Annotated in this window: 26 protein-coding genes and 1 other annotated feature; of the genes, 23 read left to right on the plus strand and 3 right to left on the minus strand. The window is 45.1% G+C overall.

Annotation, left to right across the window (positions count from 1 at the left end):
* The first annotated feature begins 194 nt into the window (after positions 1-194).
* Positions 195-2,126, plus strand: a complete 1,932-nt coding sequence (gene thrS, locus AC4CV5_RS11440; RefSeq protein WP_166849825.1) for a threonine--tRNA ligase — start codon at positions 195-197, stop codon at positions 2,124-2,126.
* Positions 2,127-2,166: 40 nt separating this feature from the next.
* On the opposite strand, the gene AC4CV5_RS11445 is transcribed toward thrS, so the two are convergent.
* Positions 2,167-2,949, minus strand: coding sequence for an HAD family hydrolase (locus AC4CV5_RS11445; protein ID WP_222143314.1), 783 nt, complete (start codon positions 2,947-2,949; stop codon positions 2,167-2,169).
* A 166-nt stretch (positions 2,950-3,115) separates the two neighbouring features.
* On the opposite strand from AC4CV5_RS11445, the gene lytS reads away from it, so the two are divergent.
* From lytS to lrgB, 4 genes are all read left to right on the plus strand, one after another.
* Positions 3,116-4,897 carry a two-component system sensor histidine kinase LytS gene (gene lytS / locus AC4CV5_RS11450; protein ID WP_166849831.1) on the plus strand — a complete coding sequence of 594 codons (1,782 nt, stop codon included), beginning with the start codon at positions 3,116-3,118 and terminating at the stop codon, positions 4,895-4,897.
* Positions 4,875-5,600 (plus strand): two-component system response regulator LytT, encoded by a 726-nt coding sequence (gene lytT / locus AC4CV5_RS11455; RefSeq protein ID WP_166849835.1) that lies wholly within the window; start codon positions 4,875-4,877, stop codon positions 5,598-5,600. The genes lytS and lytT overlap by 23 nt, the downstream gene beginning before the upstream one ends.
* A gap of 133 nt (positions 5,601-5,733) precedes the next feature.
* Positions 5,734-6,174, plus strand: a complete 441-nt coding sequence (gene lrgA / locus AC4CV5_RS11460; protein ID WP_166849838.1) for an antiholin-like murein hydrolase modulator LrgA — start codon at positions 5,734-5,736, stop codon at positions 6,172-6,174.
* Between the two features lie 20 nt (positions 6,175-6,194).
* Positions 6,195-6,890 (plus strand): antiholin-like protein LrgB, encoded by a 696-nt coding sequence (gene lrgB / locus AC4CV5_RS11465; RefSeq protein ID WP_166849841.1) that lies wholly within the window; start codon positions 6,195-6,197, stop codon positions 6,888-6,890.
* A gap of 31 nt (positions 6,891-6,921) precedes the next feature.
* Here the strand turns inward: lrgB and AC4CV5_RS11470 are convergent, their stop codons facing one another.
* Positions 6,922-7,590, minus strand: a complete 669-nt coding sequence (locus tag AC4CV5_RS11470; protein WP_490922807.1) for a hypothetical protein — start codon at positions 7,588-7,590, stop codon at positions 6,922-6,924.
* Positions 7,591-8,004: 414 nt separating this feature from the next.
* Positions 8,005-8,135, plus strand: a sequence feature (ribosomal protein L20 leader region).
* A gap of 58 nt (positions 8,136-8,193) precedes the next feature.
* Between AC4CV5_RS11470 and infC the strand changes: the two genes are divergently transcribed.
* Genes infC through AC4CV5_RS11490 form a run of 4 tightly spaced genes read left to right on the plus strand, consistent with a single transcriptional unit; the run spans position 8,194 to position 9,644 of the window.
* Positions 8,194-8,715: a translation initiation factor IF-3 gene (gene infC / locus AC4CV5_RS11475; protein WP_010886591.1), complete on the plus strand. Its 522-nt coding sequence runs from the start codon at positions 8,194-8,196 to the stop codon at positions 8,713-8,715.
* A 12-nt stretch (positions 8,716-8,727) separates the two neighbouring features.
* Positions 8,728-8,928, plus strand: a complete 201-nt coding sequence (gene rpmI / locus AC4CV5_RS11480; protein WP_003222418.1) for a 50S ribosomal protein L35 — start codon at positions 8,728-8,730, stop codon at positions 8,926-8,928.
* A gap of 31 nt (positions 8,929-8,959) precedes the next feature.
* Complete coding sequence (gene rplT, locus AC4CV5_RS11485; protein WP_014114727.1) at positions 8,960-9,319, plus strand: 50S ribosomal protein L20; 360 nt, start codon at positions 8,960-8,962, stop codon at positions 9,317-9,319.
* A gap of 55 nt (positions 9,320-9,374) precedes the next feature.
* The gene (locus AC4CV5_RS11490) at positions 9,375-9,644 is read left to right on the plus strand and encodes a DUF1294 domain-containing protein (RefSeq protein WP_003222422.1); all 270 of its coding nucleotides are present in this window, start codon (positions 9,375-9,377) and stop codon (positions 9,642-9,644) included.
* 16 nt (positions 9,645-9,660) lie between these two features.
* On the opposite strand, the gene ysdB is transcribed toward AC4CV5_RS11490, so the two are convergent.
* The gene (gene ysdB / locus AC4CV5_RS11495; RefSeq protein WP_166849847.1) at positions 9,661-10,053 is read right to left on the minus strand and encodes a sigma W pathway protein YsdB; all 393 of its coding nucleotides are present in this window, start codon (positions 10,051-10,053) and stop codon (positions 9,661-9,663) included.
* Positions 10,054-10,237: 184 nt separating this feature from the next.
* On the opposite strand from ysdB, the gene AC4CV5_RS11500 reads away from it, so the two are divergent.
* The 14 genes from AC4CV5_RS11500 (at position 10,238) to AC4CV5_RS11565 (ending at position 25,709) form a co-directional block, all read left to right on the plus strand.
* Entirely contained in the window at positions 10,238-11,323 is a 1,086-nt protein-coding gene (locus AC4CV5_RS11500; RefSeq protein ID WP_166849849.1) for a M42 family metallopeptidase, read from the plus strand.
* A 155-nt stretch (positions 11,324-11,478) separates the two neighbouring features.
* Positions 11,479-12,447 carry an arabinan endo-1,5-alpha-L-arabinosidase AbnA gene (abnA, locus tag AC4CV5_RS11505; protein ID WP_268392878.1) on the plus strand — a complete coding sequence of 323 codons (969 nt, stop codon included), beginning with the start codon at positions 11,479-11,481 and terminating at the stop codon, positions 12,445-12,447.
* 312 nt (positions 12,448-12,759) lie between these two features.
* Positions 12,760-14,250, plus strand: a complete 1,491-nt coding sequence (gene araA / locus AC4CV5_RS11510) for an L-arabinose isomerase (protein WP_166849852.1) — start codon at positions 12,760-12,762, stop codon at positions 14,248-14,250.
* A gap of 15 nt (positions 14,251-14,265) precedes the next feature.
* Positions 14,266-15,951, plus strand: coding sequence for a ribulokinase (araB, locus tag AC4CV5_RS11515; RefSeq protein ID WP_490922811.1), 1,686 nt, complete (start codon positions 14,266-14,268; stop codon positions 15,949-15,951).
* Positions 15,952-15,964: 13 nt separating this feature from the next.
* Complete coding sequence (gene araD / locus AC4CV5_RS11520; RefSeq protein ID WP_166849857.1) at positions 15,965-16,654, plus strand: L-ribulose-5-phosphate 4-epimerase; 690 nt, start codon at positions 15,965-15,967, stop codon at positions 16,652-16,654.
* Positions 16,632-17,450, plus strand: a complete 819-nt coding sequence (gene araL / locus AC4CV5_RS11525) for a sugar-phosphatase AraL (RefSeq protein WP_326221903.1) — start codon at positions 16,632-16,634, stop codon at positions 17,448-17,450. Before araD ends, araL begins: the two co-directional genes overlap by 23 nt.
* The gene (gene egsA / locus AC4CV5_RS11530; protein ID WP_490922814.1) at positions 17,447-18,631 is read left to right on the plus strand and encodes a sn-glycerol-1-phosphate dehydrogenase; all 1,185 of its coding nucleotides are present in this window, start codon (positions 17,447-17,449) and stop codon (positions 18,629-18,631) included. Before araL ends, egsA begins: the two co-directional genes overlap by 4 nt.
* A 30-nt stretch (positions 18,632-18,661) precedes the next feature.
* On the plus strand, positions 18,662-19,963 hold the full coding sequence (araN, locus tag AC4CV5_RS11535; RefSeq protein ID WP_490922816.1) for an arabinooligosaccharides ABC transporter substrate-binding protein AraN: 1,302 nt from the start codon (positions 18,662-18,664) through the stop codon (positions 19,961-19,963).
* Between the two features lie 35 nt (positions 19,964-19,998).
* Positions 19,999-20,940 carry an arabinooligosaccharides ABC transporter permease AraP gene (gene araP / locus AC4CV5_RS11540; protein WP_061186735.1) on the plus strand — a complete coding sequence of 314 codons (942 nt, stop codon included), beginning with the start codon at positions 19,999-20,001 and terminating at the stop codon, positions 20,938-20,940.
* Positions 20,941-21,786: an arabinooligosaccharides ABC transporter permease AraQ gene (gene araQ / locus AC4CV5_RS11545; protein WP_166849866.1), complete on the plus strand. Its 846-nt coding sequence runs from the start codon at positions 20,941-20,943 to the stop codon at positions 21,784-21,786. It begins immediately after the preceding gene.
* 18 nt (positions 21,787-21,804) lie between these two features.
* A complete protein-coding gene (gene abfA / locus AC4CV5_RS11550; protein WP_003222445.1) occupies positions 21,805-23,307 on the plus strand; it encodes an alpha-L-arabinofuranosidase AbfA in 1,503 nt (500 codons plus the stop codon).
* Positions 23,308-23,498: 191 nt separating this feature from the next.
* Positions 23,499-25,295: a carbon starvation protein CstA gene (cstA, locus tag AC4CV5_RS11555; RefSeq protein ID WP_248602087.1), complete on the plus strand. Its 1,797-nt coding sequence runs from the start codon at positions 23,499-23,501 to the stop codon at positions 25,293-25,295.
* Entirely contained in the window at positions 25,238-25,426 is a 189-nt protein-coding gene (locus tag AC4CV5_RS11560; RefSeq protein ID WP_246303169.1) for a hypothetical protein, read from the plus strand. The genes cstA and AC4CV5_RS11560 overlap by 58 nt, the downstream gene beginning before the upstream one ends.
* Complete coding sequence (locus AC4CV5_RS11565; protein ID WP_246303177.1) at positions 25,341-25,709, plus strand: VOC family protein; 369 nt, start codon at positions 25,341-25,343, stop codon at positions 25,707-25,709. The genes AC4CV5_RS11560 and AC4CV5_RS11565 overlap by 86 nt, the downstream gene beginning before the upstream one ends.
* Positions 25,710-25,734: the final 25 nt, after the last annotated feature.

The following is a 25,734-nucleotide window of genomic DNA, read 5'->3' on the forward strand; positions in this document are numbered from 1 at the left end:
CTTTGAACTTCAGCTGTGAACCCCTTGATAAAGGAGCAGTAATGGCTGACGGGAACTCCCGTTACAGAGCTAGAGCCGCAGGTGCCGGAGTATTGGCTATGCGGAAAAAAGGGTGGAACCACGATTCCGTTTATTCAACCTCGTCCCTTTCATAGGGGGCGGGGTTTTTATATGCAAAAAAAGGAGTGACATAGATGTCAGATTTGGTAAAAATCACATTTCCTGATGGAGCAGTCAAGGAGTTTGCGAAAGGAACAACAACAGAAGATATCGCGGCATCCATCAGTCCGGGATTAAAGAAAAAATCGTTAGCCGGAAAACTGAACGGAAAAGAAATCGATTTGAGAATGCCGATCAATGAAGACGGTACAGTGGAAATCATTACAGAAGGCTCAGAAGAAGGTCTTCAAATTATGCGCCACAGTACGGCTCACTTGCTGGCTCAAGCGATTAAACGCATTTACAAAGATGTCAAATTTGGTGTCGGTCCGGTCATCGAAAACGGTTTTTACTACGATGTAGAAATGGAAGAAGCGATTACACCGGAGGATCTGCCGAAAATCGAGAAAGAAATGAAAAAGATCGTCAATGCTAACCTTCCGATCGTTCGAAAAGAAGTCAGCCGTGAAGAAGCGAAAGCCCGTTTTGCAGAAATCGGTGACGACCTGAAGCTTGAACTATTGGATGCAATTCCTGAGGGAGAAACCGTTTCAATCTATGAGCAAGGCGAATTCTTTGACCTATGCCGCGGTGTGCACGTTCCTTCAACAGGAAAAATTAAAGAGTTTAAGCTGTTAAGCCTAGCAGGCGCATACTGGCGCGGTGACAGCAATAACCAAATGCTTCAGCGCGTATACGGCACAGCGTTCTTCAAAAAAGCTGATCTTGAAGAGCATCTTCGCATGCTTGAAGAAGCGAAAGAGCGTGACCACAGAAAGCTCGGCAAAGAATTAAAGCTGTTTGCGAACTCTCAAAAAGTCGGACAAGGCTTGCCGCTTTGGCTGCCAAAAGGCGCGACAATCCGCCGCGTCATCGAGCGCTACATTGTCGATAAAGAAATCAGCCTCGGCTATGAGCATGTATACACACCTGTGCTTGGAAGCAAAGAGCTGTATGAAACATCAGGACACTGGGATCATTATCAGGAAGGCATGTTCCCTCCGATGGAAATGGATAATGAAACACTTGTGCTCCGTCCGATGAACTGCCCGCACCATATGATGATTTACAAACAAGACATTCATAGCTACCGCGAGCTTCCGATTCGGATTGCCGAGCTCGGAACAATGCACCGTTATGAAATGTCTGGTGCGTTGTCAGGCCTTCAGCGCGTGCGCGGCATGACATTAAACGATGCACATATCTTTGTGCGTCCGGACCAAATTAAGGATGAGTTTATTCGCACAGTCCGTTTAATCCAGGACGTATATGAAGACTTCGGCTTGAGTGATTATACATTCCGTCTGTCTTACCGTGATCCGGAAGACACAGAGAAATATTTTGATGATGATGAAATGTGGAACAAAGCACAATCCATGCTGAAAGAGGCAATGGACGAAATCGGCCATGACTATTACGAAGCAGAAGGTGAAGCGGCATTCTACGGCCCTAAACTGGATGTTCAGGTAAAAACAGCGATTGGCAAAGAAGAAACATTGTCTACGGTTCAGCTTGACTTCTTATTGCCTGAACGTTTTGATCTAACCTATATCGGTGAAGACGGCAAGCAGCACCGCCCGGTTGTAATTCACAGAGGTGTCGTATCAACAATGGAACGCTTTGTTGCCTTCTTAATCGAAGAACACAAAGGCGCGCTGCCAACATGGCTTGCACCTGTTCAATTCCAAGTTATCCCGGTTTCTCCGGCTGTGCATTTAGACTATGCGAAAAAAGTGCAGGAACGCCTGCAGCGTGAAGGCCTGCGTGTTGAAGTCGACAGCCGCGATGAAAAAATCGGCTACAAAATCCGTGAAGCGCAGATGCAAAAAATTCCGTACATGCTTGTGGTCGGTGACCAAGAAGCAGAAAACGGAGCGGTAAACGTCCGTAAGTACGGAGAGCAGAACTCTGAAACCATCTCACTTGATGATTTTGTGAAAAAGGCAGTAGCTGAAGCGAAGAAATAACATGAAAAAAGCATGATCTCATTGAAGAGATCATGCTTTTTTATTTCTCTAATATAGGAAACAAATCATGAAGGCTGCTGATGATAAAATCAGGCGTCACATCAGTTTCGTTTTTCTTCTCTGTCCGGTTGATCCAAACGGTTTTAATTCCGGCTCTTGAAGCGCCTAAAATATCAGTATTCAAATTATCGCCGACCATGATCGCATCGTCTTTTTCAATATTCATCAGCTCAAGGCAGTGTTCAAAAATTGAAACATCCGGTTTCCCTTTCCCGAAAGCGCCCGAGATGACGATTTCATTGAAATAAGGGGCGAGCTCAGGCACACCGGCGAGCTTTTCCTTTTGCAGGCTCGGATCGCCGTTTGTCAAAAGCAGCAATTCATATTTACCTTTTAATTGATCGAGTACAGCAAATGTTTCATCATATACAAACGGGCGTTTTCTGCGCTCTGCCGCGAAAAACTCTCCTAAAAATTCGCCGTATGCCGGATCTTCAATGCCAAGCGCTTTCAGTCCGTTTGTCCATGCGTTTCTTCTGTACTCCGGCACAATCTTGTTCAGCTTCTGAAACCCTTCACTGATTGGTTCTGAGAAATTGGACCAGAGTCCTTCGAACGGGTTAATGCCGATCATCACTGTATATGGATACGTCTCATATGACATGTACAATTCTCTCGCCGCTTCGCGAACAGCTGTTTCGAATGCCTGCGGGTCAAGGCCATATTTTTTCTCCGCCTGTAAGCAAGTTTCTGCAAATGTTGTTCTGACGCTTTTTTCGTCCCAAAGTAGTGTATCGTCTAAATCAAAAAATACGGCTTTCATGATCTTCTCCTCTGCTTCAGATTCAAATCTTTCTGCCAAAAGGCTTATGTTTTATTTTACAATAGATAAAAGTCTTGTGAAATATGTTTTCAGACGATTTTAAAAAAACAGTCAGCCGTAAAACGAAACCATGCTAGAATGAAAACGGAAAGAACAGGTGACATGAATGATTCATTTAATGATTATGATGCTGGAGAGAGTAGGGATTATTGTTATATTAGGGTTTATACTCGCCCATACGAAACTTTTCAGACAAGCTCTTCAGAATCAGGACGGCTATAAAGGAAAAGCGGTTTTAATCTCTATTTTTTCTCTTTTTAGCATCATCAGCAATTATACAGGCATCGAAATTCAAAAAAATATGATTGTAAATAATGACTGGGTGTTTGCGATAGATCCGTCGGGCTCTATCGCGAATACCCGTATTTTGGGCGTGGAAATCGGAGGCCTTCTAGGAGGTCCTTTTGTAGGGGCTGGGATCGGTATACTGGCGGGCCTGCACCGTTTTTCGCTCGGCGGCAGCACGGCCTTAAGCTGTGCGGTATCATCCGTTTTAGCAGGTGTTCTTGCAGGCTTGATCGGCAGGTATTTTACGAAGCGCTACCGAATGCCGACACCGCGTATCGCGGCTCTTGTGGGAATCGGCATGGAGTCACTGCAGATGGTGATTATTTTGCTGATGGCGAAGCCGTTCAGTGCCGCTTGGGAGCTTGTCAGCATGATCGGGATACCGATGATACTCATCAATGGAACAGGCAGTTTTATTTTCTTGTCGATCATTCAAGCGATCATTCGCAAGGAAGAGCAGGCAAGGGCTCTTGAAACGCATAGAGTGCTGACAATTGCTGATCAGACGCTCCCATTTTTTCGCCAAGGTCTAAATGAAAATTCCTGTAAAAGTGTGGCGGCTATTATCCATAAGCTGACCGGAACAGATGCGGTGTCTCTCACTGACAATGAGAAAATACTTGCGCATGTCGGCGCGGGAATGGATCACCATATTCCATCAAAAAGCTTGATCACCGGCTTGTCCAAAAAGGTGATTAAAACAGGGCAAATTATGAAGGCGGTTTCCCAGGAAGAGATTGAATGCACGCATTCTGAATGTCCTTTGCACGCGGCGATTGTCCTGCCGCTGACATCAAATGGCAATACAATCGGCACCTTAAAAATGTATTTTAAAAGCCCGGCAGGCCTGAGCCAAGTAGAGGAGGAGCTTGCTGAAGGGCTCGCCATGCTGTTTTCGACACAGCTTGAGCTTGGGGAAGCAGAGCTGCAAAGCAAGCTTCTCAAAGATGCTGAAATCAAAGCGCTTCAAGCACAGGTAAATCCGCATTTTTTATTTAATGCGATCAACACGATTTCTGCGTTATGCCGCACGGATGTTGAAAAAACCCGGAAGCTCTTATTGCAGCTCAGTGTTTATTTTCGTTCAAACCTTCAAGGAGCGAGGCAGCTGCTGATTCCGCTCTCAAAGGAGCTGAACCACCTTCACGCCTATTTGTCATTAGAACAGGCGCGTTTTCCCGGGAAATATAAGATTGAACTCAATATTGACAGCAGGCTGGAGCAGATTGAAATCCCTCCGTTTGTTTTACAGGTGCTTGTGGAGAACGCGCTTCGGCATGCGTTTCCGAAAAAACAAGACATGTGCAAAGTTACGGTCTGTGTCTTATCTGATGTTACATCCGTCTATATGAAGGTGACGGATAACGGACGGGGAATTCCGCCGGACGTCCTGCCGGATCTGGGAAAGAAACCGTTTCCGTCTAAGGAGGGAACAGGTACAGCACTCTATAACCTGAACCAGCGGCTGATTGGTTTATTCGGTCAGCAGGCTGCACTGAATATCAAAAGTGAGGTTCAGAAAGGGACAGAGGTTTCCTTTCAAGTGCCAATGCAACAGAGGAAAGAGGGAGAAGAACATGCTCAGGGTGTTAATAGTTGACGATGAGATGCTGGCAAGGGATGAATTGGCTTACTTGCTCAAGCGGTCCAATGAAGAAATGGAGATCAATGAAGCGGAAAATATCGAATCTGCATTTGACCAAATGATGGATCAAAAGCCTGACTTGTTGTTTTTAGATGTTGATTTATCCGGAGAAAACGGTTTTGATATTGCAAAGCGGTTAAAGAAAATGAAGCATCCTCCTGCTGTTGTGTTTGCGACAGCGTATGACCAATATGCACTCAAAGCGTTTGAGGTGGATGCTCTTGATTATTTAACAAAGCCTTTCGATGAGGAAAGAATCCAGCAAACGTTAAAAAAATATAAAAAAGTAAATCGGGATATCGTTGAAACGGAACAGAACATCCATGCCGGCCAGCATAGACTCGCGCTATCTGTCGGAGAATCAATCGTAATCGTCGATACGAAGGACATTATCTATGCTGGAACGGAAGATGGTCATGTCAATGTAAAAACCTTCGATACATCTTATTCGGTCAGCGATACGCTCGTTGTCATTGAGAAAAAGCTGCCGGATGCGGATTTTATCCGCGTCCATCGAAGTTTTGTCGTCAATACCGAATATATTAAAGAAATTCAGCCTTGGTTTAATTCAACGTACAATCTGATCATGAAAGACGGATCGAAAATACCGGTCAGCCGGACATATGCGAAGGAATTAAAAAAGCTGCTCCATATTTAATGGGCGGCTTTTTGCATTTCAGCCATTTGATTCTGCAACTCAGTTCCGCTATTCGACATGTTATCTTGTAAGCGCTTCATAACAGGGGCTTCTTATTTATAATGAGGGTACCAAAGAGAAAGAGGTGAAGAAAATGAGTGCTAAAAAAGTGTACGGGTTTTTAACACAAGCATTTATTTTTGCCGTCATTATGCTGGTTTCGAATATGATTGCCGCTATTGTCCCAATACCTATCCCGGCATCGGTTGTAGGGTTGGTCTTATTATTTCTCCTATTATGTTTGAAAGTCATTAAACTGGAACAAGTAGAAACTCTCGGAACGTCTTTAACCTCTCTGATCGGATTTTTATTTGTCCCGTCAGGTATATCTGTTATGAATTCGCTTGGTGTAATGCAGCAATACGGTCTGCAAATTGTTCTTGTCATTCTGCTCGCAACGATCATTTTGCTAGGGGCTACAGGATTGTTTTCTCAGCTGATTCTTTCGCTTAGCGGAAAACGCAATACCGCAGCGGACATGAAAACAAAAACAGTGCAAAGCCCGCAGAACAATAAAGAACTCGTTCACCATTAAGGAAACAGGAGGTTCTTCAGATGGAAAGCACAATGAGTCCTTATTTCGGAATTGTCGTATCACTTGCTGCATTCGGCATCGGCACCTTTTTATTTAAGAAAACGAAAGGCTTCTTTCTTTTCACTCCTTTGTTTGTTGCCATGGTGCTTGGGATCGCATTTTTAAAAATCGGCGGTTTTTCCTACGCTGACTATAATAACGGGGGAGAAATCATTAAGTTTTTCCTTGAACCGGCGACAATCGCTTTTGCAATTCCTTTGTACAAACAAAGAGATAAGCTGAAAAAATACTGGTGGCAAATCATGTCCTCCATTATTGTCGGCTCTATCTGCTCTGTGACGATTGTTTATTTGCTTGCAAAAGGCATTCACCTCGATACGGCAGTGATGAAAAGCATGCTTCCGCAGGCGGCTACAACGGCAATTGCGCTTCCTCTATCAAAAGACATAGGAGGAATCAGCGATATCACTGCCTTTGCGGTCATCTTTAACGCTGTTATTGTTTATGCGCTCGGAGCATTGTTCTTGAAGGTGTTTAAAGTAAAGAATCCGATTTCTAAAGGATTGGCTCTCGGAACATCCGGACATGCACTCGGTGTAGCGGTCGGTATCGAGATGGGAGAAGTCGAAGCTGCGATGGCAAGTATTGCTGTTGTCGTAGTAGGAGTGGTAACGGTTCTGGTCATCCCTGTGTTCGTGCAGCTGATCGGAGGATAAGCCAAGGCTGAAAGCCTTGGCTTTTTCTATTTTAAGGTGCGTCTTCAGGATCGATATATCCTTGTTTAATGCCCCATTCCACTTGATCATCATGCCACTTTTTTCGTTCTTCATAACCATATCCGTCGTCATCAGGAAGCTCTGAAGCCGGCTGTTGAATGGTATCATCTGTCTGGTTTGAGGAAGACGGTGAATGTTGGCTATTAGATGAGGATGCCTCTGTCTTCTGCCGTTGTGCCTGCGATTGCCGCTTTTTTTGAGCATTCGCTTCCTGCTCTTTTTGGATTGCAGCCTGCCGCTGTCTTTCAAGCTCTGCTTGTCTTTCAGCTTCCGCTAGCCGCTGTCTCTCTGCTGCTTGCCGCTCTGCCAATCGCTGTCTCTCCGCTTCTTCTTCTTCTTGCTGTTTCTTTCGTTTTGCTTCTCGCTCTTTTTCACGTTTTTTCGAGTCGGCGATTTGTCTTTGTTTCTCTGCTTCTTCTTTTGACTTCAGCTTTCCTAATTCAGCAGCGAGCGGACTCTCAAACTTAATTTCCAATGAAACGAGTTTTCGTTTTTTCAGCTCTTTCTCCAGTTCCTTTTGATGAAATGCTACAGCTGTCTTACCAGTTTCAGCTTTTGGTTTGGAAGATGTGCTGATGCTATTCGAGCAACCGGTTAATATCAATGTGAAAAATAAAGCAAAATGTATCAGTTTGTTCATGTGACAGACTCCCTTCTGCCTCTTATATCGGCTAGGGATTAACTTTGTTTTACATTTTTTCCTGTCAGTGGTTTTGTGGGGGAGACTATAGGTTCTTCACTACACCTACTTTGGCTCATGGTCTATTCATGGCAGGGGTGTCAGCGGCTGGATGTCGGAACAAAAAGTCAGCTATTTTCAGCATTTCCGGGGATCAGTCATGGATCACCGCTGGCTGAACCGAGGTTATTCAACAGAACACCTGATGCGCGGCTGACTGGTCCAGAAACTTTACATTCTGGATGAGGATGAAAGATTTTCTTTTTCTATCTTGCACTCATAGAAAACCCATGTTACAATGTAAAAGTTGTTCCGGATAAGTCGTCCTTGACTAAAGATCCGGCATTGTGTAGAATAGTTATTGAATTGAATATAAATCACAAGCAGAAGCACCCGCTTCTCACCTGATTGACACATGCATGTAGTTGGCAGGTTGACCGTACATTTTTATTGATACAGATGTTCGTAGTGTGGGTGTTTTATAATGCCCACACTTTTTGTTTGCCTGCAGAATGCAGTCAAAATGAGTTGTGAATCAATTCGAAGAAACTATGGAGGTGGCTCATTATTAGCAAAGATCAATTGGTTAATGAGGGTATCCGTGCACGTGAGGTCCGCTTGATCGGACAAAATGGCGACCAGCTTGGAATCAAGTCCCGTCAGGAAGCACTTGAAATCGCCGGCCGCGCAAATCTTGACCTTGTGTTAGTTGCAGCGAATGCAAAACCGCCTGTCTGCCGAATCATGGACTACGGTAAGTTCCGATTTGAGCAGCAGAAAAAGGAAAAAGAAGCACGCAAGAATCAAAAAATCATTAACTTAAAAGAAGTTCGGTTAAGTCCGACAATCGATGAGCATGACTTTAACACGAAATTGCGCAATGCGATTAAATTCCTTGAAAAAGGCGATAAAGTGAAAGCTTCTATCCGCTTTAAAGGACGCGCAATCACTCATAAAGAAATCGGTCAGCGTGTGTTAGACCGTTTTTCTGAAGCATGTGCTGAGGTTGCGACTGTCGAAACAAAACCAAAAATGGACGGCCGCAGCATGTTCTTAATGCTCGCGCCGAAAAACGAAAAGCAATAAGGAGGAAATCCCATGCCAAAAATGAAAACTCACCGCGGATCTGCTAAACGTTTTAAAAAGACAGGTTCTGGGAAGTTAAAACGTTCTCATGCGTATACAAGTCACTTATTCGCTAACAAATCTCAAAAGCAAAAGCGTAAGCTTCGCAAGAGTGCTGTTGTAAGTGCAGGAGACTTCAAACGTATCAAACAAATGCTTGCTAACATCAAGTAATCGGATAAGGAACAATTAGGAGGGAAATTTAATGCCAAGAGTAAAAGGCGGAACTGTTGCGCGTAAGCGTCGTAAAAAGGTTCTTAAATTAGCAAAAGGTTATTTCGGTTCAAAACATACATTATACAAAGTAGCTAACCAGCAGGTCATGAAATCTGGAAACTATGCTTTCCGTGACCGTCGTCAGAAAAAACGTGATTTCCGTAAGCTTTGGATCACTCGTATTAACGCGGCTGCTCGCATGAACGGTCTTTCTTACAGCCGTTTAATGCACGGTCTTAAGCTTTCTGGTATCGAAGTAAACCGTAAAATGCTTGCTGATCTTGCTGTAAACGATCTTACTGCATTCAATCAGCTTGCTGATGCTGCTAAAGCTCAATTAAACAAGTAATCATATAGAGCCGCTCTCCAGCAGAGCGGCTTTTTTATATAAAGGATGAGGCAACATGGTTATTGCTGTCTATTTGGTGCTGATTAATCTATGCGGTTTTTGGGTGATGGGCGTTGACAAACGAAAAGCGCAGCAGCACAAATGGAGAATTTCTGAAGAACGGCTGTGGCTGATAGCGATCGTGTTTGGAGCACTCGGTGTCTGGCTTGGCATGCAAACCTTCAGACATAAAACGAAGCACACGTCGTTTAAGTACGGAGTGCCGCTTCTTCTGGTAATTGAAGCGATCTTGATCGGCATTTATTACAGCCCGTTTGATTTATAAAAAGCAGAAAAGCGTTTTAACGCTCTTCTGCTTTTTTTGTGAGTTTAATGGGCTGGTCCCAGTCAATCTTACAATTTGGATATCGTTCCAGCACTTTTTCTTCAATGTTCTCAAAATCTTTTGAAGAGAAATGCTTCAGCTTCTCAGGAGATTCTGTCCAGACAAAGATGGTGTGGATAAACAGCGGATGATCCTTGGAAGGAATATGCTTTTCTCCTTCAAAAAGCACGCCTTTATACGTCAGCTGAAAGTTTTTTCGGGTATTGTTCTGTTCATCAATAATATAAAAATGTTCTTTTGATTGGGCCAGCTTGAGCCTTCTCTTTGGATTTGCGACATATTTGACTGCGGCATAAATACAATAAGCAAAAAGTGCAAGCAATATAATCCTTAAAACCATGACAAACATTGTGTGAAGGCACCTCCCTTATTGTGATGATCTGATGTAATACGAAGAGCATAGAAAAAGGTTTCACTTTTTCTAAAAGAAAGTTCTAAAAACATATACCCGATTTTCAAGTGAAATAGTCGTATGGTTAGCGCCAGGTTTTGTATAATAAGAATGCAGGACAGATGAAGGAGGTTTTTGGAACATGGAAAAATTAGATGAAACATTGACCATGCTGAAAGATTTAACAGATGCAAAAGGCATACCGGGCAATGAGAGAGAAGTAAGGCAAGTGATGAAATCATACATAGAACCATTTGCTGATGAAGTAACAACAGATCGGCTGGGCAGTTTAATTGCCAAAAAAACAGGTGCGCAAAACGGCCCGAAAATTATGATCGCCGGGCATTTGGACGAAGTCGGCTTTATGGTGACGCAAATCACCGATAAAGGCTTTATCCGTTTTCAAACCGTTGGCGGCTGGTGGGCTCAGGTTATGTTGGCCCAGCGTGTCACCATTGTGACAAAAAAAGGTGAAATCACAGGGGTTATCGGCTCTAAGCCGCCGCATATTTTATCTCCTGAAGCGAGAAAAAAATCAGTGGAAATAAAAGAGATGTTTATTGATATTGGAGCTTCAAGCCGTGAAGAAGCCTTGGAATGGGGTGTACTCCCGGGAGATATGATCGTACCTCATTTTGAATTTACGGTCATGAACAATGAAAAATTCTTACTGGCGAAGGCCTGGGACAACCGCATCGGCTGTGCGATTGCCATTGATGTTTTAAGAAACTTACAAAATACAGATCATCCAAACATTGTGTATGGTGTCGGAACCGTGCAGGAGGAAGTTGGCCTGAGGGGAGCGAAAACAGCTGCACACACCATTCAGCCTGATATTGCGTTTGGTGTTGATGTAGGGATAGCAGGAGACACGCCTGGCATTTCCGAGAAGGAAGCGCAAAGCAAAATGGGCAAAGGCCCGCAGATTATCGTTTACGATGCATCCATGGTCTCTCACAAAGGTTTACGTGATGTAGTTGTCGCTACCGCAGAGGAAGCAGGCATTCCGTATCAATTTGATGCCATTGCCGGCGGCGGTACAGATTCAGGAGCCATCCATTTGACGGCAAATGGCGTTCCTGCGCTGTCCATTACCATTGCAACGCGCTATATTCATACGCACGCAGCCATGCTGCATCGTGACGATTATGAAAACGCGGTCAAATTAATTACAGAAGTCATTAAGAAGTTAGACCGAAAGACAGTTGACCAAATCACATATGAATAAAAATCATCAGAATCCGCTATAAAAGGCGGGTTCTATTTTTTTGTCTGTACAAATTCAATAAGCAACACTACAATAAGGATATATATAGAAAATATGTGCTAGTCTGGATGATAGACAAGTTTTCTATATCACAAAAAAAGGGGGATTTGATGAATATGAAAAAGAAAGCGTTTTCTGGTTTGTTGCGTTTTTCTTGCGCAGCTTTAACAGCTGGTGCTGTAATGTTGTCCGCTTTACCGGCATCAGCCGCTTTTTGGGGGGCATCGAACGAGCTTCTACATGATCCGACGATGGCAAAAGAAGGGAATACTTGGTACGCTTTTGGTACAGGGCTTGCTGAGGAAAACGGACTACGTGTTCTAAAAGCGGACAGCAACGGTGTATGGAGGGTTCAAAAGTCAATTTTCACTAGTCCTTTATCTTGGTGGAAGCAATATGTGCCTAATTTCGAACGAAACCAATGGGCTCCGGATGTGACATACTACAACGGAAAGTACTGGCTCTACTATTCGGTTTCTTCGTTTGGAAGCAATACCTCTTTAATTGGTCTTGCTTCAGCAACTAATCTCAGTTCGGGCAGCTGGAAGGATGAAGGGCTTGTTACTCGGACAACAAGTGCAAATAATTATAATGCCATTGATCCTGAATTAACCATTGACAAAGATGGAAATCCTTGGCTTGCGTTTGGTTCATTTTGGGGCGGAATTAAATTAACAAAATTAAATAAAGATACAATGAAACCCACCGGTTCATTATATTCAATAGCAGCCAGACCAAATAACGGCGGCGCTCTGGAAGCCCCTACATTAACATACAATAATGGCTACTATTACTTAATGGTTTCATTCGATAAATGCTGTGAAGGCGTAAATAGTACGTACAAAATTGCTTACGGCAGATCGAAAAATATTACAGGTCCTTATGTAGACAGAAACGGTAAAAGCATGATGGACGGAGGAGGTACGATTCTTGATGCCGGCAATGAACAGTGGAGAGGGCCGGGCGGACAGGATATCGTTAACGGGAACATACTCGTGCGTCATGCTTATGATGCAAAAGACAACGGCATACCAAAGATGTTAATCAATGATTTGAATTGGAGCTCAGGCTGGCCGTCTTATTAAGAGAAAGCTTAATCATTCACATCTTATCATTTGTTTAGCCCTGATACATCAGGGCTTTTTCTAATGGAAAAACGAATCGGAAGATTGATTGACAGAGCAATCACAGTTCTTTAGAAGACGTTTTTTCACCTGAAAACCTTGTAACCAATCATTTTTGTAAAAGAATACAAAAATGATTGACAGTCAATAAACCTACTAATATAATAAAGTTGTTCGTACAAATTAATTGTATATGGTTTGTTTTTTCTTATTAGTCCGTATCTGTTTAGGTAATTGAAAGCGTTTTACTATAGGAAGAAAGGGGCAGTTTACATGCTTCAGACAAAGGATTATGAATTCTGGTTTGTAACAGGAAGCCAGCACCTATACGGGGAGGAGACGCTGGAACTGGTGGATCAGCATGCGAAAAGTATTTGCGAGGGGCTCAGCGGGGTTTCTTCCAGATATAAAATCACTCACAAGCCTGTCGTCACTTCATCGGAAACCATCAGACAACTATTAAGAGAAGCGGAGTACAGTGAGACATGCGCCGGCATCATTACATGGATGCATACATTTTCTCCCGCGAAAATGTGGATAGAAGGTCTTTCTTCATATCAAAAACCGCTTATGCATCTGCATACACAATACAATCGCGATATCCCTTGGGGTACGATTGACATGGATTTTATGAACAGCAACCAATCAGCACATGGTGATCGTGAGTACGGTTACATCAACTCGCGAATGGGTCTGAGCCGGAAAGTTGTTGCCGGCTATTGGGATGATGAAGAAGTGAAGAAAGAAATTTCCCAGTGGATGGATACGGCGGCTGCATTAAATGAAAGCAGACATATTAAGGTTGCCAGATTCGGAGATAACATGCGTCACGTCGCGGTAACGGACGGAGACAAGGTGGGGGCGCATATTCAATTTGGCTGGCAGGTTGACGGGTATGGCATCGGAGATCTTGTAGAGGTGATGAACCGCATCACCGACGACGAGGTTGACACGCTCTATGCGGAGTATGACAGGCTCTATATAATCAGCGAGGAAACAAAACGTGACGAAGCGAAGGTAGCGTCCATTAAAGAACAGGCGAAAATTGAACTTGGATTAACCGCTTTTCTTGAACAAGGCGGATATACAGCTTTTACGACATCGTTTGAAGTGCTGCACGGAATGAAGCAGCTGCCGGGGCTTGCCGTTCAGCGCCTGATGGAGAAGGGCTACGGATTCGCCGGTGAGGGAGATTGGAAGACAGCGGCCCTTGTACGAATGATGAAAATCATGGCTGAAGGAAAAAGAACGTCCTTCATGGAAGATTATACGTACCATTTTGAACCGGGAAATGAAATGATTCTAGGTTCGCATATGCTTGAAGTGTGTCCGACTGTCGCTTTGGATCAACCGAAAATTGAGGTTCATCCGCTTTCTATCGGGGGAAAAGAGGACCCTGCACGTTTTGTATTTAACGGCATCAGCGGTTCAGCCATTCAAGCAAGCCTTGTTGATATCGGTGGGCGTTTCCGTCTTGTTTTGAATGAGGTCAACGGACAGGAAATTGAAAAAGACATGCCGAATCTGCCGGTGGCCCGTGTACTCTGGAAGCCGGAGCCGTCATTGAAAACAGCGGCGGAGGCGTGGATTTTAGCCGGCGGCGCACACCATACCTGCTTGTCTTATGAACTGACAGCGGAGCAAATGCTCGATTGGGCGGAAATGGCGGGGATCGAAAGTGTTCTCATTTCCCGTGATACGACAATTCACAAGCTGAAACACGAATTAAAATGGAACGAGGCGCTTTACCGGCTTCAAAAGTAGAGAGGGGGATGTCACTTGGCTTACACAATAGGGGTTGATTTTGGGACTTTATCAGGAAGAGCAGTGCTCGTTCATGTCGAAACAGGGGAGGAACTGGCGGCTGCTGTAAAAGAATACAGGCATGCTGTCATTGATACCGTCCTTCCAAAAACGGGTCAAAAGCTGCCGCGCGACTGGGCGCTGCAGCATCCGGCTGATTACCTCGAAGTCTTGGAAACAACCATTCCGTCTTTATTCGAACAGACGGGGGTTGACCCGAAAGACATTATCGGGATCGGAATTGATTTTACGGCATGTACGATCCTGCCTGTTGACAGTACCGGACAGCCGTTATGCATGCTGCCGGAATATGAAGAGGAGCCGCACAGCTATGTGAAGCTCTGGAAGCATCATGCAGCCCAAAAACATGCTGATCGGCTCAATCAAATCGCTAAAGAAGAAGGAGAAGCTTTTTTACAGCGGTACGGAGGAAAAATTTCATCAGAATGGATGATTCCAAAGGTCATGCAGATTGCCGAAGAAGCGCCTCACATATATGAAGCGGCTGACCGGATCATCGAGGCGGCAGACTGGATCGTGTACCAGCTGTGCGGCTCGCTCAAGCGAAGCAACTGTACTGCAGGGTATAAAGCAATTTGGAGTGAAAAAGCGGGGTACCCGTCAGATGATTTCTTTGACAAATTAAATCCTTTAATGAAAACGATTACAAATGACAAATTAGCGGGTTCTATTCATTCAGTAGGGGAAAAAGCCGGCGGACTGACTGAAAAAATGGCACAGCTGACAGGCCTTCTTCCGGGTACGGCTGTTGCTGTTGCCAATGTTGACGCTCATGTTTCCGTGCCGGCAGTCGGCATCACAGAGCCAGGGAAAATGCTGATGATTATGGGAACCTCAACGTGCCACGTTCTTTTGGGCGAAGAGGTACATATCGTGCCCGGTATGTGCGGGGTCGTGGACAACGGAATTCTCCGGGGCTATGCGGGATATGAAGCAGGGCAGTCCTGTGTTGGCGATCATTTTGACTGGTTTGTGAAAACATGTGTCCCGCAAGCGTATCGAGAGGAAGCAGAGGAAAAAAACATTGGCGTTCATGAGCTGCTGAGTGAGAAAGCAAACCTTCAAGCGCCGGGTGAAAGCGGCCTGCTTGCTTTAGATTGGTGGAATGGAAACCGTTCAACACTTGTTGATGCTGATTTAACTGGGATGCTGCTTGGCATGACGCTGCTGACGAAGCCTGAAGAGATTTATAGAGCGTTAGTTGAAGCGACAGCTTACGGAACCCGGATGATTATCGAAACGTTCAAAGAAAGCGGGGTTCCGATTGAAGAGCTGTACGCAGCCGGCGGAATTGCTGAGAAAAACCCGTTTGTCATGCAGATTTATGCCGATGTGACAAACATGGACATTAAAATCTCTGGTTCACCGCAAGCCCCTGCCTTAGGATCTGCTATTTTCGGCGCGCTTGCCGCCGGTAAAGAAAACGGTGGATACGACGACATCAAAGAGGCAGCGGCCCACATGGGAAAACTGAAAGATATATCTTATACGCCGAACGCCGAAAACGCCGCGGTGTATGAAAAATTGTACGCTGAATATAAAGAGCTGGTTCACTATTTCGGAAAAGAAAATCATGTCATGAAGCGTCTGAAAACAATTAAAAATCTTCAATTTTCATCTGCCGCCAAAAAGAATTCATAAAGGGTGATGGAGCATGCTTGAAACATTAAAAAAAGAAGTGCTGGCTGCCAACCTGAAGCTTCAAGAGCATCAGCTGGTAACCTTTACGTGGGGAAATGTCAGCGGCATTGACCGTGAAAAAGAAAGAATTGTTATCAAACCAAGTGGTGTCGAATACAGCGATCTGACAGCTGATGATTTGGTTGTTTTAAACCTTGAAGGAGAGGTCGTCGAAGGTTCGCTCAAGCCTTCATCAGATACACCTACTCATGTTTATTTGTACAAAGCTTTCCCGAACATCGGGGGAATTGTCCATACCCATTCTCAATGGGCGACAAGCTGGGCGCAATCGGGGAGAGACATACCGCCTTTAGGCACGACGCATGCTGATTATTTTGACAGTGCGATTCCGTGTACAAGAGAAATGTACAATGAAGAAATCATTCATGACTACGAACTGAATACAGGAAAAGTCATAGCCGAAACCTTTCAGCATCATAACTACGAACAGGTTCCGGGTGTGCTCGTGAATAATCACGGCCCGTTCTGCTGGGGCACGGACGCCTTAAATGCCATTCATAACGCAGTTGTATTAGAAACAGTTGCGGAAATGGCCTATCACTCCATTATGCTGAACAAGGATGTAAACCCAATCAATACAGTCCTTCATGAAAAGCATTTTTATCGAAAACACGGAGCAAATGCGTACTATGGCCAGTCATGATTCCGCAGTGTCACCGGCCGGCATTCTGATTGACTTGGACGGTACTGTATTCAGAGGAAATGAATTGATTGAAGGGGCAAGAGAAGCGATCAATACACTTCGGGGAATGGGGAAGAAAATCGTCTTTTTGAGCAATCGGGGGAATATCTCCCGTGCCATGTGCAGAAAAAAACTTCTCGGCGCGGGGATTGAAGCGGATGTAAGCAACATTGTTCTGTCGTCAAGTGTCACAGCAGCTTTTCTGAAAAAACATTATCGTTTTTCAAGGGTGTGGGTCCTAGGAGAACAAGGCCTGGTTGATGAGCTAAGACTGGCGGGCGTGCAGCACGCGAATGAACCGAAGGAAGCGGATTGGCTCGTTATCTCCCTCCATGAAACGCTCACGTATGAAGATTTAAATCAAGCCTTTCAAGCGGCTGCTGGCGGAGCTCGTATCATTGCTACGAACAAAGACCGCTTTTTTCCGAACGAAGACGGCAATGCCATCGATGTAGCCGGAATGATTGGGGCGATAGAGGCTTCCGCTCAAGCGAAGACGGAGGTTGTTGTCGGAAAGCCGTCATGGCTGATGGCGGAGGCTGCCTGTACAGCAATGGGGCTGTCCGCACATGAATGCATGATTATCGGGGACAGCATTGAATCAGACATTGCGATGGGGAAACTTTATGGCATGAAAAGCGCCTTAGTGCTTACTGGTTCTGCGAAACCGGGTGAACAGCGTCTGTACACGCCGGATTATGTGCTGGAGTCTATTAAGGATGTATCCAAATTAGCTGAGGAGGGGATTCTGTTATGAATCGTATCGCAGCTGACGTTCAGCGTGCTTTTGAACACGCCGGAGAAAAGACGTTTCCTATAGAAGTTGAAGAGATTGTTCTTGATAAACAAGCAGCCGATTCACTTTTGGACTATGTAAAAAGAAAAAACGACAAACATATTGTCCTTGTCTGCGACTCGAACACACATCGTATTGCAGGAACTGATCTGGAAAACCGGCTGAATCAAGAAGGATTTCAGGCGGAGTGCCTGATCATTCCGGAAAATGAGGCCGGAGATGTGACGGCTGATGAACGATCGCTCATTCATACGCTGCTCCATACGAAAAAAACAACGGATGTCATGGTCGCAGTCGGTTCGGGCACGATTCATGATATCGTGCGCTTTGCAGCGTTTCAGAGGGATTTGCCGTTTATTTCTTATCCGACTGCTCCATCTGTAGACGGATTTACATCAGCCGGGGCGCCGCTTATTTTATACGGTACGAAAACTACCATCCAAACGAAGGCTCCGTGTGCGCTGTTCGCTGATCTGGATTTATTAAAAGCGGCACCCCAGTCAATGGTGGCGGCTGGATTTGGTGACATGCTCGGTAAAATAACGTCTTTAGCTGATTGGGAAATATCCCGCCATCTTGCCGGCGAGCCTTATTCGCCAGCAGGAGCTAAGATCGTTCAGGAGGCGCTTGATGCCTGTATCGAACATACAGAAGACATTGCGATGAAGACGGAAACAGGCATACAAGTTTTGATGGAGTCTTTACTTGTATCAGGACTTGTCATGCTGGCCTTAGATCATTCCCGCCCGGCATCAGGCGGAGAGCATCATATTTCACATTGGATTGAGATGGAATTAATGGAGAAAAACCGGCCTCAGATTCTTCATGGAGCAAAGGTCGGCTGTGCCGCTATTTTATTAACTGACACATACAGAAAGCTCGCTCAGGATGACGGGCTGAACGAATTTTCTCCACGCCGGCGGCAAGCCATTCAATTGGCTTATGAAACGCTTCCGGAAGGAAAAGTGCTTGCCGATTGGCTGAGATCAGCCGGAGGCCCTGCGTCTTTTGACGAAATCGGTGTCGGGCAGGATTCCGTCAAGAATGCCTTCAGACACGCGCACACCTTAAGAGACCGCTGCACCGGATTAAGAATCATTAATGAAAACAAAACGCTGATCAATCATGGTCTATATGAATAGCCCGCACCTCGAATGGAAGGGGTAACGTAAATGAAAAAATTGACTGCCTGTTTTCTTGTCCTTATGATGCTGTTGACATTATTCATTGCTGGGTGTTCAGCAGAAAGATCATCCGGGAAATCGGGTGAAACCGAGCTGACCTTTTGGACATTTAACGGACTTCATGAGCAGTTTTATGTGGAAATGGTGAAGGAATGGAACAAAAAATATCCTGACCGCAAAATTAAACTGAATACGGTCGTTTATCCATATGGGCAAATGCATGATAACTTGTCTATCTCCTTAATTGCGGGAGAAGGCGTCCCTGATATTGCCGATGTCGAATTGGCCCGTTTTTCAAACTTTTTGAAGGGCTCTGACATACCGCTTGCCGACCTGACTCCGCTGATTGAAAAGGATCGCGATAAATTCGTCGAGGCGCGGCTTACCCTGTACAGCAAAAACGGCAAGCTTTACGGACTGGATACCCATGTAGGGACGACAGTGATGTTTTATAACATGGATGTGATGAAAAAAGCCGGCGTCAATCCTGATGATATTAAAACATGGGATGATTACCATAAAGCTGGGCAGAAAGTGCGTAAAGTGACTGGGAAGCCGATGGGAACGGTGGAAACAAATGATTCCGGAACGTTCTTATCCATGATTTCACAGCAAGACTCAGGCTATTTTGATAAAAACGGCAAGCTGATCCTCAATAATGACACCAACGTAAAAACACTTCAATATTTAAAGGACATGATTAATGATAAAACAATGATTGCCGCACCAGGCGGCGGGCATCACAGTGAAGAATACTACGGCTTTATGAACCAAGGCGGAGCCGCTTCAGTCCTGATGCCGATTTGGTATATGGGAAGATTCATAGATTATATGCCTGATCTGAAAGGGAAGATTGCCATTCGGCCGCTTCCAGCATGGAAAGAGGGAGGAGACCGTTCGGCAGGTTTGGGCGGTACGGCAACTGTTGTGCCGAAGCAATCCAAGCATGTTGGGTTAGCAAAGGAGTTTTTGGCCTTTGCGAAGGGCTCTAAAGAAGGAAATAAAAAGCTCTGGAGCGTACTCGGGTTTGACCCGCTTCGCTGGGATGTCTGGAGCTCCAAGGAATTGAAAGAGAAAAACAAATATACGGATTATTTCCAAAACGGAACAGGTATTTTTTCTGTGCTGCTCGATATCAAGGATGAAATCAATCCGATTTATTTACATGAGGATTTTGCCAAGGCTTCAGACCTTGTTAACAGAAGTGTATTGTTCGACGCACTTAAATCTCAGCAAAAAACGCCTAAACAAGCCTTGGACAGAGCGGCAGGTGAACTGAAACAGAAATAGAATCCCATTCAAAAAGTGAAAGCGGGGAGGTTCTCATGAAACCTGTGAAAACGGGAACGGTTCATCCCGTTCCTTCAGCTGCGAAACAATCAGGCTGGCGAGATTTATTTTATTCGAAAAAAGCGGCGCCCTATCTGTTTACTGCGCCATTCGTTTTATCCTTTCTCGTATTTTTTCTATACCCCATCATTAGTGTCTTCATCATGAGCTTTCAAAGAATTTTGCCGGGAGAGGTATCGTTTGTCGGATTGTCTAATTATACAGCGCTAAACAACCCGACGTTCTATACAGCCCTTTGGAATACGCTGGAATACACCTTTTGGACGCTGATTGTTCTGATTCCTGTTCCATTGCTTCTGGCCATATTCCTGAATTCAAAACTGGTCAAATTCAGAAATATATTCAAATCAGCGCTATTTATTCCGGCATTGACTTCTACCATTGTTGCTGGGATCATTTTTCGGCTAATCTTCGGAGAAATGGAAACGTCGCTGGCCAATTCCATCTTACTCAAACTCGGCTTTTCACCTCAGAACTGGATGAACAATGAACATACCGGCATGTTTTTGATGGTGCTGCTTGCCTCGTGGAGATGGATGGGAATCAACATTCTTTACTTTTTAGCAGGCCTGCAAAATGTGCCGAAAGAGCTGTACGAAGCCGCTGATATTGACGGCGCGAATACAATGAAAAAATTCCGGCACATTACGCTGCCGTTTCTCAAGCCAGTAACCGTATATGTGCTAACCATCAGCATCATCGGCGGATTTAGGATGTTTGAGGAAAGCTACGTCCTTTGGCAAAATAATTCCCCGGGTAATATCGGTCTGACGCTTGTCGGATATTTGTACCAGCAGGGGCTTGCCTACAACGAAATGGGATACGGAGCGGCCATCGGCATTGTGCTTTTGATTGTGATCCTTGTTGTAAGCCTGATTTCATTAAAGCTGTCAGGCTCGTTTAAGGGGGAGGGATAAATGTTGCGGCACAGTCCTCAGTTTAGCGTTTACAAAATCGCGCTAACCCTGTTTTTTATTATGCTGAGCCTATTGTATATTTTTCCGATTTTCTGTTTGCTTTTAGGATCATTAAAGCCGTCATCTGAGCTCTTGCGTGTGGGGCTAAATCTTGACATTGATCCTAAAGTGATGAGTCTTGATAATTATACATTTCTGTTTAATGGCGGCAGCATTTATTTCAAATGGTTTTTTAACAGTCTTGTGCTTGGGCTTTTTACAACCGTTCTCACTCTGTTTTTTTCTTCGATGATTGGGTACGGACTTGCGGTTTACGAGTTTAAGGGCAGGAATATCATCTTTGTCCTTGTGCTGATTATTATGATGGTTCCGCTTGAAGTGATGATGCTTCCGCTGTTTAAGCTTACCGTCGGATTGCACTTGATTGATTCGTATACGGGTGTCATATTGCCGTTCATCGTTTCGCCGGTAGCCGTATTCTTTTTCAGGCAGTATGCGCTTGGTCTTCCAAGAGATCTGCTGGACTCTGCAAGGATGGACGGCTGTACGGAATTCGGCATCTTTTTCAGGATTATGGCGCCGCTGATGAAACCGGCTTTCGGCGCGATGATCATCCTCCAGTCTTTAAACAGCTGGAACAACTTCTTATGGCCGCTGATTGTGCTTCGGTCGAAAGAAATGTTTACGCTTCCAATAGGGCTGTCCAGCTTGCTGAGCCCTTACGGAAACAACTATGACATGCTCATATCCGGCTCGGTATTTGCGATTTTGCCGGTAATTATTATTTTCTTGTTTTTCCAAAAATACTTTATCTCCGGCCTGACGGTAGGGGGAGTCAAAGGTTAATGAAGGAGGAAACGTGTGATGAAAAAAGCGCGAATGATTGTAGACAAAGAATATAAAATCGGTGAAGTAGACAAACGGATTTATGGATCGTTTATCGAACATATGGGGCGTGCAGTATACGAAGGCATTTATGAGCCTGATCATCCTGAAGCGGATGAAGACGGGTTTAGAAAGGATGTCCAGTCGCTGATCAAAGAATTGCAGGTACCGATCATCCGCTATCCGGGCGGAAATTTTTTATCCGGATACAACTGGGAGGACGGTGTCGGACCTGTCGAAAACCGCCCAAGACGGCTTGACTTGGCATGGCAAACGACAGAAACCAATGAAGTGGGCACAAATGAATTTTTATCTTGGGCAAAAAAAGTCAACACTGAAGTCAACATGGCCGTCAACCTTGGCACTAGAGGCATAGATGCTGCCCGCAATCTCGTTGAATACTGCAACCACCCGAAAGGCTCTTACTGGAGTGATTTAAGAAGATCACATGGCTATGAACAGCCGTACGGCATCAAAACATGGTGCTTAGGAAATGAAATGGATGGCCCATGGCAGATTGGCCACAAAACAGCTGACGAATATGGACGGCTTGCCGCAGAGACGGCAAAGGTCATGAAGTGGGTTGACCCATCAATTGAACTTGTTGCCTGTGGCAGCTCAAACAGCGGAATGCCGACCTTTATCGATTGGGAAGCGAAGGTGCTGGAGCATACGTACGAGCATGTCGACTATATATCTCTCCATACGTATTACGGAAACCGGGATAACAATCTGCCAAACTACTTGGCCCGTTCCATGGATCTGGATCATTTTATTAAATCTGTCGCTGCAACCTGTGACTATGTAAAAGCAAAAACTCGCAGCAAGAAAACCATCAACCTCTCTCTGGATGAATGGAACGTCTGGTATCACTCAAATGAGGCGGATAAAAAAGTCGAGCCGTGGATTACTGCGCGGCCAATTTTAGAAGATATTTATAATTTTGAAGATGCTCTATTGGTCGGCTCTCTGCTCATTACGATGCTGCAGCACGCAGACCGTGTGAAAATCGCGTGCCTTGCACAGCTTGTAAATGTCATCGCGCCGATCATGACGGAAAAAGGCGGAGAAGCATGGAGACAGCCGATTTTCTATCCGTACATGCATGCTTCTGTTTACGGAAGAGGCGAGTCACTGAAACCGCTTATTTCTTCTCCGAAGTACGACTGCTCAGATTTTACTGATGTGCCATATGTTGATGCAGCTGTTGTGTACTCCGAAGAGGAAGAAACACTCACCATTTTTGCGGTAAACAAAGCTGAAGATCAGATGGAGACGGAGATTTCGCTCAGAGGTTTTGAATCCTATCAAATCGCAGAGCATATCGTACTCGAGCATCAGGATATCAAAGCGACAAACCAGCATAACAGAAAAAATGTCGTCCCGCATTCCAATGGAACATCGTCTGTCAGCGAAAATGGCCTAACCGCACATTTTACGCCGCTTTCCTGGAATGTGATCCGCCTGAAAAAACAGTCATAAGAGAAAGAAAAACCGGAGATCGCTCTCCGGTTTTTCTTTTTAAAAGTTCGCACAACATCTGGAGACATTGAACTAAACTGATTGTCTCAAGCCGGCCCATTTCAGCCGGCTTTTTTGTATAGGAAAAAATGACCGCTTTTCACTATGAAATTATGATATATTTATGAAAAACAGCAAAGGGGTTGGGAAAAATGAATGCGGTTACAATTGTGATAGCGTCAATGTGCATTTTGGCTATCGCCTATCGTTTATACGGAACATTTATGATGGTGAAGGTTCTCAAAGTGAATGATGATAAGCCGACGCCTGCTCACACGCTTGAGGATGGAAAAGACTATGTGCCTACAAATAAATGGGTTTCGTTCGGCCACCATTTTGCAGCGATCGCAGCGGCCGGGCCGCTAGTCGGACCGATCCTGGCGGCGCAGTTCGGCTATTTGCCGGGGTTATTATGGCTGTTAATCGGGGCGGTTATCGGGGGAGCCGTCCATGATATAGTGGTGCTGTTTGCATCGATGCGCAAAAATGGTAAATCGCTGTCGGAAGTGGCGAAGGATGAGCTCGGCCCTGTTGCCGGCTTTTGTACAGGATTATCCATGCTGTTTATTATCACGATTACGATGGCGGGCCTGTCGATGGTTGTGCTGCACGCGCTTGAACGCAATCCGTGGGGAACGTTTGCGGTAGGGATTACGATTCCGATTGCGATGGGTGTGGGCTTATTTTATAAGAAAACGGGAAATCTAAAGCTTGCGTCAACAATCGGCTTTCTCTTTTTAATGGCAGGGGTCTTTATCGGCCCATGGGTGCAGACTACCGCGCTCGGTGACTTTTTAACACTAGATACGAAAACGCTTGCAGTCGCACTTCCTGTTTATGCGTTCTTTGCAGCGGCGCTTCCTGTTTGGCTGCTTCTCGCACCGCGTGACTATTTAAGCAGCTTTATGAAAATCGGTGTTTTTATCGCTTTGATTGCAGGTGTGTTTGTCGTCAATCCGTCCATCCCGTTTCCTGCGTTTACAGAATTCGTAAAAGGTGGCGGACCGGTGTTGGCAGGACCTGTCTGGCCGTTCATTTCAATAACCATTGCCTGCGGTGCGATCTCGGGATTCCATGCCTTTGTCGGTTCAGGCACGACGCCGAAGATGCTGAATAAATGGAGTGATATGAAGCCGGTTGCGTTTGGTGCAATGCTTGTCGAGTGCCTTGTCGGTATCATGGCGCTGATTGCAGCGACAGCCTTGCAGCCTGCTGATTACTTTGCGATTAACAGCACACCTGAGGTTTTCCGTACGCTCGGCATGGATGTCGTCCATTTGCCTGAATTGAGCAGAGAAATCGGTTTGGACTTAGAAGGAAGAACAGGGGGAGCCGTCACGCTTGCGGTGGGAATGACTTATATTTTTACGGGAATGCCGTTTTTCAGCCATTTGGCCTCATACTTTTTCCAATTTGTCATTATGTTTGAAGCTGTATTTATTTTAACAGCGATTGACGCCGGTACACGTGTTGCCCGTTATTTGATCCAGGATTTCTTCGGAGAGGTGTATAAGCCGCTGAAGAAAACAGACTGGATTCCGGGATCTGTATTTGCCAGCGCGCTTGCCTGCTTGATGTGGGGTTATTTGCTGTATTCAGGGGATATCGGTTCCATTTGGGCGCTGTTCGGCGTGTCCAATCAGCTGATGGCTTCAGTGGGGCTGATTATCGGAGCGACCATAGTACTGAAAATTGCCGATAAACGCCGTTACATTCTGACCTGCCTTATCCCGCTTGCCTATTTATATGTCACTGTCAATTATGCGGGCTATTGGATGGTGCGAAATGTGTATCTCAATCCTGAAGCAGCGGGCTATAGTGTATTGAATGGCGTATTATCGATCATTATGCTGCTGTTAGGTTTCATCATTATCGTGGCGGCAGTGAAAAAATGGGCACAGATGTGGAGAGATCCGAGCTTAAGGATGGAAGCTTCTATCCCGGGATAGAAAGACTCATGAAAATTTTGAGGAGGAATGGCAATGAATCTATCAATGAAATATCTTATTCTATACGTATCGGACAGCAAGCGGGCTATTCATTTTTATCGGGATATTTTAGGACTGCCGATTCGTGCTGAACACGGCACGTATGTCGAATTTGAAACAGGCTCTACGATATTGGCGCTTAATACGCGAGAAAGCGCCAGAGAAATCACGCCGCTAAGCATTCCGGATACATCTTCTTCCCACACATTTGAAATCGGATTTGTGACTGAAAACGTTGAAGAGGTGATTAAAAGGGTAAGAGAACTAGGTGTCACGATTATTGGGGAGCCGAAAGTGAAGCCATGGGGGCAGACGGTCGCCTATATCGCTGACCCGGATGGACATTATATTGAAATTTGCAGTCCGATGGAATAACGAACATGCCCAAAACAATTTCTGT

The organism is Bacillus sp. NS1 (assembly GCF_058248265.1).

What these genes read in the sequence shown, in the direction of transcription:
- lrgA (WP_166849838.1), top strand. Translation starts at nt 5,734, where the DNA reads ATGAGTGCTAAAAAAGTGTACGGGTTTTTAACACAAGCATTTATTTTT.
- araL (WP_326221903.1), top strand. Translation starts at nt 16,632, where the DNA reads ATGCGTACTATGGCCAGTCATGATTCCGCAGTGTCACCGGCCGGCATT.
- araN (WP_490922816.1), top strand. Translation starts at nt 18,662, where the DNA reads ATGAAAAAATTGACTGCCTGTTTTCTTGTCCTTATGATGCTGTTGACA.
- lytS (WP_166849831.1), top strand. Translation starts at nt 3,116, where the DNA reads ATGATTCATTTAATGATTATGATGCTGGAGAGAGTAGGGATTATTGTT.
- AC4CV5_RS11565 (WP_246303177.1), top strand. Translation starts at nt 25,341, where the DNA reads ATGAAATATCTTATTCTATACGTATCGGACAGCAAGCGGGCTATTCAT.
- rpmI (WP_003222418.1), top strand. Translation starts at nt 8,728, where the DNA reads ATGCCAAAAATGAAAACTCACCGCGGATCTGCTAAACGTTTTAAAAAG.
- rplT (WP_014114727.1), top strand. Translation starts at nt 8,960, where the DNA reads ATGCCAAGAGTAAAAGGCGGAACTGTTGCGCGTAAGCGTCGTAAAAAG.
- thrS (WP_166849825.1), top strand. Translation starts at nt 195, where the DNA reads ATGTCAGATTTGGTAAAAATCACATTTCCTGATGGAGCAGTCAAGGAG.
- abnA (WP_268392878.1), top strand. Translation starts at nt 11,479, where the DNA reads ATGAAAAAGAAAGCGTTTTCTGGTTTGTTGCGTTTTTCTTGCGCAGCT.
- AC4CV5_RS11560 (WP_246303169.1), top strand. Translation starts at nt 25,238, where the DNA reads ATGGGCACAGATGTGGAGAGATCCGAGCTTAAGGATGGAAGCTTCTAT.
- cstA (WP_248602087.1), top strand. Translation starts at nt 23,499, where the DNA reads ATGAATGCGGTTACAATTGTGATAGCGTCAATGTGCATTTTGGCTATC.
- lytT (WP_166849835.1), top strand. Translation starts at nt 4,875, where the DNA reads ATGCTCAGGGTGTTAATAGTTGACGATGAGATGCTGGCAAGGGATGAA.
- AC4CV5_RS11500 (WP_166849849.1), top strand. Translation starts at nt 10,238, where the DNA reads ATGGAAAAATTAGATGAAACATTGACCATGCTGAAAGATTTAACAGAT.
- egsA (WP_490922814.1), top strand. Translation starts at nt 17,447, where the DNA reads ATGAATCGTATCGCAGCTGACGTTCAGCGTGCTTTTGAACACGCCGGA.
- lrgB (WP_166849841.1), top strand. Translation starts at nt 6,195, where the DNA reads ATGGAAAGCACAATGAGTCCTTATTTCGGAATTGTCGTATCACTTGCT.
- ysdB (WP_166849847.1), bottom strand. Translation starts at nt 10,053, where the DNA reads ATGTTTGTCATGGTTTTAAGGATTATATTGCTTGCACTTTTTGCTTAT.
- araP (WP_061186735.1), top strand. Translation starts at nt 19,999, where the DNA reads ATGAAACCTGTGAAAACGGGAACGGTTCATCCCGTTCCTTCAGCTGCG.
- abfA (WP_003222445.1), top strand. Translation starts at nt 21,805, where the DNA reads ATGAAAAAAGCGCGAATGATTGTAGACAAAGAATATAAAATCGGTGAA.
- araA (WP_166849852.1), top strand. Translation starts at nt 12,760, where the DNA reads ATGCTTCAGACAAAGGATTATGAATTCTGGTTTGTAACAGGAAGCCAG.
- araD (WP_166849857.1), top strand. Translation starts at nt 15,965, where the DNA reads ATGCTTGAAACATTAAAAAAAGAAGTGCTGGCTGCCAACCTGAAGCTT.
- araQ (WP_166849866.1), top strand. Translation starts at nt 20,941, where the DNA reads ATGTTGCGGCACAGTCCTCAGTTTAGCGTTTACAAAATCGCGCTAACC.
- AC4CV5_RS11445 (WP_222143314.1), bottom strand. Translation starts at nt 2,949, where the DNA reads ATGAAAGCCGTATTTTTTGATTTAGACGATACACTACTTTGGGACGAA.
- AC4CV5_RS11490 (WP_003222422.1), top strand. Translation starts at nt 9,375, where the DNA reads ATGGTTATTGCTGTCTATTTGGTGCTGATTAATCTATGCGGTTTTTGG.
- AC4CV5_RS11470 (WP_490922807.1), bottom strand. Translation starts at nt 7,590, where the DNA reads ATGAACAAACTGATACATTTTGCTTTATTTTTCACATTGATATTAACC.